This window comes from Priestia koreensis (genome assembly GCF_022646885.1).
Lineage (GTDB): Bacteria > Bacillota > Bacilli > Bacillales > Bacillaceae_H > Bacillus_AG > Bacillus_AG koreensis_A.
In genome coordinates this window covers 2,080,630-2,093,764 of record NZ_CP061868.1, presented here as the reverse complement: position 1 = coordinate 2,093,764, position 13,135 = coordinate 2,080,630, and the positions used below count along the sequence as shown (strand labels likewise).

At 44.3% G+C, this 13,135-nt stretch carries 6 protein-coding genes; 3 read left to right on the top strand and 3 right to left on the bottom strand.

The genetic code is table 11. From position 1 onward, the window contains the following. Nucleotides 1-669 precede the first annotated feature (669 nt). Entirely contained in the window at nt 670-1,224 is a 555-nt protein-coding gene (locus IE339_RS10450) for a TetR/AcrR family transcriptional regulator (protein WP_242175831.1), read from the bottom strand. A gap of 217 nt (nt 1,225-1,441) precedes the next feature. Between IE339_RS10450 and IE339_RS10445 the strand changes: the two genes are divergently transcribed. Then, nucleotides 1,442-2,299, top strand: a complete 858-nt coding sequence (locus IE339_RS10445; protein WP_242175830.1) for an SDR family oxidoreductase — start codon at nt 1,442-1,444, stop codon at nt 2,297-2,299. 297 nt (nt 2,300-2,596) lie between these two features. Further along, nucleotides 2,597-3,703 carry an alpha/beta hydrolase family protein gene (locus IE339_RS10440; RefSeq protein WP_242175829.1) on the top strand — a complete coding sequence of 369 codons (1,107 nt, stop codon included), beginning with the start codon at nt 2,597-2,599 and terminating at the stop codon, nt 3,701-3,703. A 152-nt stretch (nt 3,704-3,855) separates the two neighbouring features. Here IE339_RS10440 and IE339_RS10435 read toward each other — a convergent pair whose 3' ends face one another. Together IE339_RS10435 and IE339_RS10430 are read right to left on the bottom strand one after the other, a co-directional pair. Then, entirely contained in the window at nt 3,856-4,377 is a 522-nt protein-coding gene (locus IE339_RS10435) for a hypothetical protein (RefSeq protein WP_242175828.1), read from the bottom strand. A 250-nt stretch (nt 4,378-4,627) separates the two neighbouring features. Beyond that, nucleotides 4,628-6,310, bottom strand: a complete 1,683-nt coding sequence (locus IE339_RS10430; protein ID WP_242175827.1) for a methyl-accepting chemotaxis protein — start codon at nt 6,308-6,310, stop codon at nt 4,628-4,630. 347 nt (nt 6,311-6,657) lie between these two features. Between IE339_RS10430 and IE339_RS10425 the strand changes: the two genes are divergently transcribed. Further along, entirely contained in the window at nt 6,658-13,098 is a 6,441-nt protein-coding gene (locus IE339_RS10425) for an NTTRR-F1 domain (protein WP_242175826.1), read from the top strand. The last annotated feature ends 37 nt before the right edge of the window (nt 13,099-13,135 follow it).

Genomic DNA, 13,135 nt, shown 5'->3' with positions numbered 1-13,135 from the left:
ATTAAGCACTCTAGTTAAGATTTTATTTGACCCTTGATTACGTTCATCAAAACAAGTTCCACTAGCGTTAAAACGATAGCAATACTAAGGTAAAGAAAGACGCCGTATACTTGACTTACGCCGTCTATTGCAATGCTGTAAAACCAAAAATATGAGAGTAACACAGACGTAAAGATGTTAAATAAAACGAGTATGAGCACGTGGTGTCTCTTCTTGCTTTCACGAATGAAGAAACCAAGTATGAGAAAACTACACAAAAACCAGACAATCAATGACGTGATCAAAAACGTGCTTTCCTCCATTAGCTCCAACCTCTTTCCCTTGAGAAGAAACAATAATTTTAAAACTTTTTATTTATACCTTGTACCTTCAAGTTTCTGTCATGGTTTTACTGCTACTACTAATCGTTTGGATCAATAGTAGACTTCATGGATGAAGCCGGAAAACATAATAGTGAGAATTAATTGATCTTCTCTAAAACTAAAGCGTTATCATTTTTGTTAAAAGCATAAACTAATTACCTTTAAATGTAAAATAAATATATTTAAAGGTATAGAAAAAAATTCATCAAGCGCCAAAACAAGCCTGGGTTAGTAACTCTAGGCTTGCTTTGGTTCAATTACTATGGTGATGACGTTCAACGTTTAATTCCTCTGACATCACGCTTTTTTACACATCCACAATACTTTTCCACATTAGATTAAAAATCGTTTCCATTTCTTCTTGTGAAAGTGATTTTATTTGTTGATACATAATTGTCGTCCGGATGCTGCTATAGAAAATGTGGCTTAGTAAGGTGATATCCATGGGGATAATAATTTCATCCCGAATCCCCTTTTGTAAAAGCTCTTCAATGAAAATAAACGTATCAGCAACTTCTTTCTTCTCTAGGCTGTTTATATAAGGAGATGACGCAAAGATCTCCAAGAATTTAAACTTTTGTTCGTTGGCAATTCCCCAATTCGCCCAATTCATCCAAAGATTACGCATGCTTTTTTTTACCGATACAACTTCTTTAATATCTAAGACAATCTCATGATAAATTTCCTCTTTTGTCGAGACGTAGATAGCCGTTATCAAGTCTTCTTTTGTTTTGAAGTAATAAAAAAAGGTACCGTTTGACACATGAGCTGATTTTACAAGCTTGGTAATAGGTGCTCCATGAAACCCATATTCAACAAACACTTTTATCGATTCATCTATAATTTGCTGTTTTTTATCCATTCTTATCTCCTTTTAACGATAAAAATAGAGTGAATACTCTATTTGAGGGTGGTTAATCTTAAGTCTCGATTTTCATTAAGATTGTTCCACCCGTTTAATCTGATCTTTATTAATTAACACATTATCATTTTATCAGATATTTTTATAGTTGACACTTCAAAAAGAAATATGTATATTTCTATAGAGTAAATACTCTACAAAGGGAGACGATAGAAAAATGAACAACAAAATAGCTCTTATTACGGGTGCATCAACAGGAGTAGGATTTGAAACGGCACTATTACTAGCGAAAAAAGGATATAAAGTGTATGCAACAATGAGAAATCTAGAGAAGCAAGAGGCATTGCAGGAAGCTGCGAAGAGTCAAAATGTCCAAGTTATAGTGAAACAGTTAGACGTTACAAGCTCAACTAGCATCAATAATTGCTTAGACGACATTATGAAGAATGAAGACAACATAGACGTTCTCATCAACAATGCGGGCGCTGGATTTATCCGCACAACGGAGCAGGCTACTGAAGAAGAAATTATGTGGCAACTCAACGTAAACCTAATGGGCGTGATCCGCACAACCAAGGCTGTGTTGCCTATTATGAGAAAAAACAAGAGTGGTCACATTGTAAATATTTCATCTGTCGGTGGACTTATAGGACAACCGTTTAATGAAATTTACTGTGCAGCAAAATTCGGTGTGGAAGGCTACACAGAATCACTTGCTAGCTATGTACAACCGCACTTCAACATCAAATTTACAAGCATTGAACCCGGTGGAATTCATTCAGAGTTTGCTAATAGTGCGTTAACTCAATTTGAATCAAATGGCGGTCTAGTAGATGATGAGTATAAACCTCTACTAGAAGCATATATCGGTGGTGCTCAAAGCCGTCAAGGAGATTATATATTCCAAACCTCTAAAGAAGTCGCTGAAATTATTACTGATTGTGTAGAAATGCAGGATCCTCCTATTCGTATGCGTACCTCTCAATGGGCAGAAGAATTTACTAAATTAAAAACGCAGGCCGATCCAACAGGAAAATTATTGCAGGCAGAAGTCGCAAAATTAATTGGAAAATAAAAGCTGATTTAAAGTGTTTTATACTATATTATTTTGCACGAAACAAGGGTGGCTTTGCTGCCCTTGTTTATTTTTAACTGATATTTAGAGAGTATACGACTAGTTAATTAAAAATCCCTCCTATCCTACTTAATCATAACCAAATGGTTAATGATTTCTCTATATGCTCATTCAATACGTAAAGCCTTTTTTATGAATGATAACGCATACATTTTTTTGTTGATCATGTAATGAAGGTTTAGCTTCTTATCATATACTCCATATTGAAACATTACATTGTTTGTGGAGGTTGATCGTTTGAAGAAGATACGCCATGTATGGGTCAGTCTTATTTTACTGTTTGTTATGCTTCCTTGGTTCCCTTCACCAGTAGCCGCTGCATACGACGGACAAACTCTGGACACGGGAATTTACTGGTTTGGTTCAGGTAACGTCTCACAAAAGTTCATTACGGGGCAATCAAATTCCTATTTCAATGCAAGTAAACCAACCGTTATCTATATTCATGGCTGGCAAAATGGCACTACTGCCTCCCTTTTCCGCGAGACCTTTAATCCTAAACGAAATGACCCAACAAATGGTCCAGACGTGAACACCGTCGACTACTGGGTTGCTAAAGGTTGGAATGTAGGGATCTTTTACTGGAATCAACTCGCAGACGAAAGTGAAGTGAAAGATGCAGAAGCTAAAATTTGGTCCACTTCCGGAACTCAAGGTATGCGCTGGCGCAAGAAAGACGGAACATACAGTACATCAGGTGCACCAACCGTTTCAGCAGCACAATTGTTTGTGAATACATACAAACAAGCGATGCAAGGGTTTACGGGTAGCGAAGTCCGTCTTGCGGGACATTCGCTAGGAAGTCAAATGGTAACGAATGGTGCAAAGCTAATTAGTGACCAGGTTGATAGTGGAAACATGTCCTCAAATTTAAGGCCAAAACGTGTCGCGCTTCTTGATCCATTTTGGTCGAAGGATGGTAAAAGCTATTTAGGTGGTTCATGGACCGGGGAAGTTTGTCGTCAATACGTCACGCAATTAAAGACAAAAGGAGTCGTATTTGAACAATATAAATCAAGTGCGATCACAGACGTAGGCATTGGCGATAGTAATAGTGGAATGCTGCAGCTAACAGCGTTTGCTGAACTTAAACCTTGGTATGTTTCTACACTTGATCAAGCCGGAAAGCACGGTGCGGCAAGAGATTGGTATTTTTACTCGATGGGGTCGGCTGCACCTGCTGAAACGAAGAATGGTGTATCAACGGGACTGACGGGACCTTCTGCCGCTACGGCTACTACACGCATACAAACGATGATGAACTCAAGCAACAGGTGGTATCAAAATGCAGGGCAAAATACGGCAAATCCTGCTGATGATAAATTTGAGGTCACTATTCGTTAAAGAATTTTAACGAATGGATTAATTAAATTAAGCAACAGATTTTTCTAGGAGCCCAGTGCGACAGCATGAGGGCTCTATTTTTAATCGGTTTATATGGATTGTAGTTTATAAGCAGTGTGCTTGCATTTTCTTCTCAATTTCCAAAACATACGTCATTCACCCTCCCACTCTTCAACAAACAAACCGGTTCTTGTAGCAAAATGAATAGCGTCTGGACAAGGTGCGTGAGAGCCAATATACATATAATAATCCCACCCAAATTTTACGAAAAATTCGTCCTTATGATCCAGATTACACCACAAAAAATTACGCAAAATCATTTGACAAATTAAGCGGACTTCATTAGTAGTGACAGCTGAATGATTTTTCAAAGACAGCTGTTCAAATTCCTCATTATATAGAGGAGATTTTCGATCTTCTTCTGTTAAGTAGTACTCTATTTCAGAAATAGTTAAAGAGTCCGTGTTACTCTCCTCCATAAATTTCTGAACAGAATCTATATATGCTCTCTCAACACGTTGATATTCAGTCATTGTAAATGGTTTTCCATTAATCGTATTTCCTATTTCAGAAGGACAAGTCCAGTCATCTGTTAGTGTATATATTCCATTTTTATCTCGAAAGGCGGGGTTATATTTTGTAACCCGCCACTTAAAATTTGTTTGACTTTCCAAACTACTTACTCCCCCTAGATTATACATTGTTGGTTGTTTGTACAATTATACAACAAATGAAAAACCTCAGCATGAATTGAATTTTTTATACTTGATTGATAACGATTTGATTTACTCGGTATGCAAACAAAATATCTAGTCTTTATTTGACAATAAAATAAAAAAGACTCTACCAGAGGATTAGAGTCTTTTGGGATTAATAAGGCCATTTTTAAATATGATGCACTACACTAGTACGTTCTTTCACGCTTTATATATTGAATTTTTTGACCTGTTTATCTAACAAACGAGCGATTTTGACGATTTCATTCATGTTTTCTTTAACTCTTCCCATCATCCTTACCTCTTCTTGAGAGGCTGCTGCTATTTCCTGAGAAGCTGCTGCCGATGTTTCTGTATGTTCCGCGATAGATGCTGTTTTCTCATAAACATTATGTGATAAATCATGAATATGAGCAAATACTCCTTTGTTCTCTTCGCTGCGATTTTTCGTTTCATTTGTTTCAATTAAGATCTGCTCCAACGATTTACTTCCTGTTTGGATAGACTGAACGTTTGTATGAAGCGCCGCTAGGTTTTTCGTTTGTAAATCAATGGTTTGCTTCGTATCATGTTGAATGGTAGCAACAAGGTCAGAGATCTTTTGAGTAGCCATTTTAGTATCTTCTGCTAGTTTTCGTACTTCCCCAGCTACTACTGAAAATCCTTTCCCATGCTCTCCTGCTCTTGCAGCTTCTATCGCTGCGTTTAGTGCAAGCAAATTTGTTTGCTCAGAAATAGTGGTAATGAGGTTGACAATTGTAACAATTTGAGAAGATTTTTCTCCAAGTTCCTTCATTTTTATAGTCGTCACACCAAACTCTTCTTGCAGTTTTTCTAACGACTTAATACTGTGCTCAATCGTGTCTTTTCCCCCATTAGCTGTATATTCTGCTTGAAGTGCACTTTCTAAACCAATCTGTGCAATCTCGTTCCCCTTCATAATTTGCGTGGAAACATTTTGAGTGTTTTCTAATATGTCATTTACATTACTTGATTGAGACTCCATTTCAATTGCCAAGCTATTAATAGTATCTGCTATTTGCTGAGCTGTTGATTCGGTTTGTTCCGTTTCAGTGATAACCTGTTGACTAGTTGACGACAACAACTCGGCGTGCTCCTTCATTTCTGTAACCATTTCACTCCAACGAGTTCTTGTGTTTTCCAATATATTCCCCAGTTCACCATTTTCGTCTTTCCCTCGAAATTGAATAGGCTTCGAGAGATCTCCAGCTGATAACAGATTTGCTGCCGTTCCCAACTTTTTCACATTGCGTAAAATAGGGAGAATAATAAATAAAAACAACCCGATTCCAAGTAAACTATTAATGATTAACAATGCAATAGACATTGAAACAGCTTGCTTTGTTTGTTTATTTAAATCATCCAAGTTATGCTGCATTTTTTTTGTTGCTTCTTGTCGATATACATCTACCCGTTTATTAATCTGATCCGCAAATCCATCAAATTTTTGCATAGATTGATTTCCTTTAGAAGGCCCTTCATTCACGTAATCATGCGCCATTTTCTTCCCTAGAGTGTAATAGGGTTTAAATAATTTTTCCATTTTTTTGATCTTTTCTTCAGATTGATTTTTTTTCCTTAATTGGTTAAGTGTCGTCTTGAAATCTTTTGCATAGATCTCCGCGTTCTTAAAACCATCATCTAGCCCATTTTGACCTCTTGTAGAACTAATGTCTTGAAGGAATTGCTGTACTTGAACGACATCTAATTTTAATCGATCTGCATAATGAGCGACTTGCATAGATTCCTGATCGATTTGGTTGATCTGATCATTAGTTTTAAGTAAGACATTCATTAAATAAACTTCAACGCTTAAAAAAAGAAGGAGCGTGACAAACATAACAACAAAAAACTTAGACTTTAGTTTCATTTACGGTCTTCCCCTCACTGTAATGATTATTTAATTATATGCACCTTCCAAGCTAAGGGATTTTTTTCGGTAGGATAAACCATTTAATTCAGTTAAAAATCACTTGTGTTTAAACGCGTAAATTCGATAGCGTGCAAGGTTTCGTGCAAATGCTAAATCTATTAATCACAATTGGATAGGACCATGTATGCTTCTAATTTTAGAGCTGTTACATGGCTACTAAAATCATAAAACTTTTTCAACTAAGTTTTGTCATATCTTGTAGCTGACAATTCAATATTTACATAGATTATTGAGAGAAGAACTCCTTCTCTAAACGCTTGATATTATTGAGGGGAGGTAAATAATTGGGTATTAATAATGTAGTAATAAACAGTAGTTTTGAATCTAATAATCTCCAACCATGGGTTTCATTAAATGGGTCTCTAACAAAAAACTACTCTCACACAGGATCTTTTTCTGTCATCTTACAGGGAGGAAATGTTAATGCATTTCTTTATCAGTTTGTTCCTGCTATGGCAGGAGAAAGCTTTGAGTTTCTAGTTTCTATTGGGAAATTAGGAGCTAGTACGCCATCCACCGTTACATTACAAATAAGCTATTATGACGATGCATTAAATTTTTTAGGATATGGTTTGATTGAAAACATTGATGTTGATCGTATTCCAAACCCTATTATTACAAATACGTGGTTAGAGGCATATCGAAACACTTCACCAGCTCCTAGTGGTACCACTCAAGCTCTCATATTAGTTAATAAATTAGCAGCAATAGGAGTAGCTGATTTAGTAATTGATGATATTGAGCTTCTAACTGCTACAGGGAGTAATTTAGTAGGTCCTACTGGCCCTACTGGTGCTCAAGGTTTACAAGGTCTGCGTGGTGTCACTGGCGCACAAGGATTACAAGGTGCACGTGGTGTTACTGGTGTTCAAGGACCTCAAGGATTACAAGGCATCCGTGGCGTTACCGGCGCACAAGGGTTACAAGGCGCGCGTGGTATCACCGGTGCTCAAGGATTACAAGGCGTGCGTGGGATTACTGGTGTTCAAGGGATTCAAGGTGCGCGTGGCATCACTGGCGCTCAAGGATTACAAGGGCTGCGTGGCGTCACTGGCGCACAAGGGTTACAAGGGCTGCGTGGCGTTACCGGCGCACAAGGGTTACAAGGCGTGCGTGGGATTACGGGTGCTCAAGGACTTCAAGGAGCACGTGGTGTCACTGGTGCACAAGGATTACAAGGACTGCGTGGGATTACAGGTGCTCAAGGATTACAAGGCGCGCGTGGCATCACGGGTGCTCAAGGATTACAAGGCGCGCGTGGCATCACCGGTGCTCAAGGATTACAAGGAGCACGTGGTGTTACGGGTGTTCAAGGACTTCAAGGAGCACATGGTGTCACTGGTGCTCAAGGTTTACAAGGACTGCGTGGTGTCACCGGTGCTCAAGGATTACAAGGTGCTCGTGGTGTTACGGGTGTTCAAGGACTTCAAGGAGCACGTGGTGTCACCGGTGCTCAAGGATTACAAGGTGCTCGTGGCACTACTGGCGCTCAAGGGTTACAAGGAGCTCGTGGTATCACTGGTGCCCAAGGTCTTCAAGGATCTCGTGGTGTTACAGGTGCTCAAGGGTTACAAGGCATCCCTGGCACTACCGGTGCTCAAGGATTACAAGGCGCGCGTGGTATCACCGGCGCTCAAGGATTACAAGGAACACGTGGTGTTACTGGCGCTCAGGGATTACAAGGAACACGTGGTGCTACTGGCGCTCAGGGATTACAAGGACTGCGTGGTGTTACGGGTGTTCAAGGATTGCAAGGAGCACGTGGTATCACCGGTGCTCAAGGATTACAAGGAGCACGTGGTATCACCGGTGCTCAAGGATTACAAGGAGCACGTGGTGTTACGGGTGTTCAAGGACTTCAAGGAGCACATGGTGTCACTGGTGCTCAAGGTTTACAAGGACTGCGTGGTGTCACCGGTGCTCAAGGATTACAAGGAGCTCGTGGTGTTACGGGTGTTCAAGGACTTCAAGGAGCACGTGGTGTCACCGGTGCTCAAGGATTACAAGGTGCTCGTGGCACTACTGGCGCACAAGGGTTACAAGGAGCTCGTGGTATCACTGGTGCCCAAGGTCTTCAAGGATCTCGTGGTGTTACAGGTGCTCAAGGGTTACAAGGCATCCCTGGCACTACCGGTGCTCAAGGGTTACAAGGCATCCCTGGCACTACCGGTGCTCAAGGGTTACAAGGCGCGCGTGGTATCACCGGCGCTCAAGGATTACAAGGAACACGTGGTGTTACTGGCGCTCAGGGATTACAAGGAACACGTGGTGCTACTGGCGCTCAGGGATTACAAGGACTGCGTGGTGTTACGGGTGTTCAAGGATTGCAAGGTGCTCGTGGCATCACCGGTGCTCAAGGATTACAAGGAGCACGTGGTATCACCGGTGCTCAAGGATTACAAGGCGCGCGTGGTATCACCGGCGCTCAAGGATTACAAGGAACACGTGGTGTTACTGGCGCTCAGGGATTACAAGGAACACGTGGTGCTACTGGCGCTCAGGGATTACAAGGACTGCGTGGTGTTACGGGTGTTCAAGGATTGCAAGGAGCACGTGGTATCACCGGTGCTCAAGGATTACAAGGAGCACGTGGTATCACCGGTGCTCAAGGATTACAAGGAGCACGTGGTGTTACGGGTGTTCAAGGACTTCAAGGAGCACATGGTGTCACTGGTGCTCAAGGTTTACAAGGACTGCGTGGTGTCACCGGTGCTCAAGGATTACAAGGAGCACGTGGTGTTACGGGTGTTCAAGGACTTCAAGGAGCACGTGGTGTCACCGGTGCTCAAGGATTACAAGGTGCTCGTGGCACTACTGGCGCACAAGGGTTACAAGGAGCTCGTGGTATCACTGGTGCCCAAGGTCTTCAAGGATCTCGTGGTGTTACAGGTGCTCAAGGGTTACAAGGCATCCCTGGCACTACCGGTGCTCAAGGGTTACAAGGCATTCCTGGCACTACCGGTGCTCAAGGGTTACAAGGCGCGCGTGGTATCACCGGCGCTCAAGGATTACAAGGAACACGTGGTGTTACTGGCGCTCAGGGATTACAAGGAACACGTGGTGCTACTGGCGCTCAGGGATTACAAGGACTGCGTGGTGTTACGGGTGTTCAAGGATTGCAAGGTGCTCGTGGCATCACCGGTGCTCAAGGATTACAAGGAGCACGTGGTATCACCGGTGCTCAAGGATTACAAGGCGCGCGTGGTATCACCGGCGCTCAAGGATTACAAGGAACACGTGGTGTTACTGGCGCTCAGGGATTACAAGGAACACGTGGTGCTACTGGCGCTCAGGGATTACAAGGACTGCGTGGTGTTACGGGTGTTCAAGGATTGCAAGGAGCACGTGGTATCACCGGTGCTCAAGGATTACAAGGAGCACGTGGTATCACCGGTGCTCAAGGATTACAAGGAGCACGTGGTGTTACGGGTGTTCAAGGACTTCAAGGAGCACATGGTGTCACTGGTGCTCAAGGTTTACAAGGACTGCGTGGTGTCACCGGTGCTCAAGGATTACAAGGAGCACGTGGTGTTACGGGTGTTCAAGGACTTCAAGGAGCACGTGGTGTCACCGGTGCTCAAGGATTACAAGGTGCTCGTGGCACTACTGGCGCACAAGGGTTACAAGGAGCTCGTGGTATCACTGGTGCCCAAGGTCTTCAAGGATCTCGTGGTGTTACAGGTGCTCAAGGGTTACAAGGCATCCCTGGCACTACCGGTGCTCAAGGGTTACAAGGCATTCCTGGCACTACCGGTGCTCAAGGGTTACAAGGCGCGCGTGGTATCACCGGCGCTCAAGGATTACAAGGAACACGTGGTGTTACTGGCGCTCAGGGATTACAAGGAACACGTGGTGCTACTGGCGCTCAGGGATTACAAGGACTGCGTGGTGTTACGGGTGTTCAAGGATTGCAAGGTGCTCGTGGCATCACCGGTGCTCAAGGATTACAAGGAGCACGTGGTATCACCGGTGCTCAAGGATTACAAGGAGCACGTGGTATCACCGGTGCTCAAGGATTACAAGGAGCACGTGGTATCACCGGTGCTCAAGGATTACAAGGAGCACGTGGTATCACTGGTGCTCAGGGACTTCAAGGCGCGCGTGGCATCACCGGTGCTCAAGGATTACAAGGAGCACGTGGTGTTACGGGTGTTCAAGGACTTCAAGGAGCACGTGGTGTTACCGGTGTTCAAGGATTGCAAGGCGTGCGTGGGATTACTGGTGTTCAAGGGATTCAAGGTGCGCGTGGCATCACTGGCGCTCAAGGATTACAAGGGCTGCGTGGCGTCACTGGCGCCCAAGGAATTCAAGGTGTGCGTGGCGTCACCGGCGATCAAGGATTACAAGGAACACGTGGTGTTACGGGCGCTCAGGGATTACAAGGTATCCGTGGCGTCACTGGTGCTCAAGGATTACAAGGACTGCGTGGTGTTACGGGTGTTCAAGGATTACAAGGCGCGCGTGGGATTACGGGTGTTCAAGGGATTCAAGGTGCGCGTGGCATCACTGGTGCTCAAGGGATTCAAGGTGCGCGTGGCATCACTGGTGCTCAAGGGATTCAAGGTGCGCATGGCATCACTGGTGCTCAAGGATTACAAGGGGCGCGTGGCGTCACGGGCGCTCAAGGTTTACAAGGCGTGCGTGGCGTTACCGGCGCTCAAGGATTGCAAGGTGCTCGTGGCGTCACCGGTTCTCAAGGTTTACAAGGATCACGTGGTGTTACCGGTGTTCAAGGATTGCAAGGCGTGCGTGGGATTACTGGTGTTCAAGGGATTCAAGGTGCGCGTGGCATCACTGGCGCTCAAGGATTACAAGGTGCGCGTGGCACTACTGGCCCACAAGGGTTACAAGGCGCGCGTGGTATCACTGGTGCCCAAGGTCTTCAAGGATCTCGTGGTGTTACTGGTACTCAAGGACCTCAAGGGTTACAAGGCGCGCGTGGTATCACCGGCGATCAAGGATTACAAGGAACACGTGGTGTTACGGGTGCTCAAGGGTTACAAGGCGTGCGTGGGATTACGGGTGCTCAAGGTTTACAAGGATTGCGCGGTGTCACCGGTGTTCAAGGACTTCAAGGAGCACGTGGTGTCACTGGTGCACAAGGATTACAAGGACTGCGTGGTGTCACCGGTGCTCAAGGATTACAAGGCGTGCGTGGGATTACGGGTGTTCAAGGTTTACAAGGCGCGCGTGGTATCACCGGCGATCAAGGATTACAAGGAACACGTGGTGTTACGGGTGCTCAAGGGTTACAAGGCGCGCGTGGTATCACCGGCGCACAAGGTTTACAAGGAACACGTGGCGTCACTGGTGCTCAAGGTTTACAAGGACTGCGTGGTGTTACGGGTATTCAAGGATTGCAAGGTGCTCGTGGCATCACTGGTGCTCAGGGACTTCAAGGCGCGCGTGGTGTTACAGGTGCTCAAGGGTTACAAGGCGTGCGTGGGATTACGGGTGCTCAAGGGTTACAAGGATTGCGCGGTGTCACCGGTGTTCAAGGACTTCAAGGAGCACGTGGTGTCACCGGTGCACAAGGTTTACAAGGCGTGCGTGGGATTACGGGTGTTCAAGGGTTACAAGGCGCGCGTGGTATCACCGGCGCTCAAGGTTTACAAGGCATCCGTGGTGTTACAGGTACTCAAGGACTTCAAGGGGTACGTGGTATCACTGGTGCTCAGGGACTTCAAGGCGCGCGTGGCATCACCGGTGCTCAAGGATTACAAGGAGCACGTGGCGTCACTGGTGCTCAAGGTTTACAAGGCGTGCGTGGGATTACGGGTGCTCAAGGATTGCGCGGCGTCACTGGTGCACAAGGACTTCAAGGTGCGCGTGGCGTCACTGGCGTTCAAGGATTACAAGGCATCCGTGGTGTTACCGGTACTCAAGGACTTCAAGGGGTACGTGGTATCACTGGTGCACAAGGACTTCAAGGTGCGCGTGGCGTCACTGGCGTTCAAGGATTACAAGGCATCCGTGGTGTTACCGGTACTCAAGGACTTCAAGGGGTACGTGGTATCACTGGTGCTCAAGGATTACAAGGTGTACGTGGCGTTACCGGTGTTCAAGGACTTCAAGGAGCACGTGGTGTTACGGGTGTTCAAGGATTACAAGGTGTACGTGGCGTTACCGGTGTTCAAGGACTTCAAGGAGCACGTGGTGTTACGGGTGTTCAAGGATTACAAGGTGTACGTGGCGTTACCGGTGTTCAAGGACTTCAAGGAGCACGTGGTGTTACGGGTGTTCAAGGATTAACAGGCTTACAGGGTTTGCAAGGCTTGCAAGGTCTACAAGGCGTGCGTGGCATCACTGGCCCCCAAGGTCCTCAGGGTAATCCTTCTATTTTCCTTGATCAACAGATAACCACTATTGCTATCTATCCCCCACTAAACACTGAAATTACTGTGAATACTGTCTCCGTTACTGCTTTAACAGGCAACATCATGAAAATTGACTTCGCTATCGGTGCTATATTTACTAGCAGTGAAAACTATAATATTTCGTACGAAGCCAGGTTATATAGAAATGGTATTTTACTCAATTCGAGAGTTACAACCAGATCAGGAAGCTCTTCAGGTACATCTAGAATTCCACTGTCTAATACGTTTGTTGATATTGCCCCTATCATTGGAATTAACTTGTATGAAGTTAGAGTAATCGTAACCGCTGCTTCCAATATAACCAGCTTTTCAGCCATAAATAGAAACGTAAATATTATTAAATTTTAGAATTGACTCTTTTCCTTCATAAAAATAAAATAAAAAA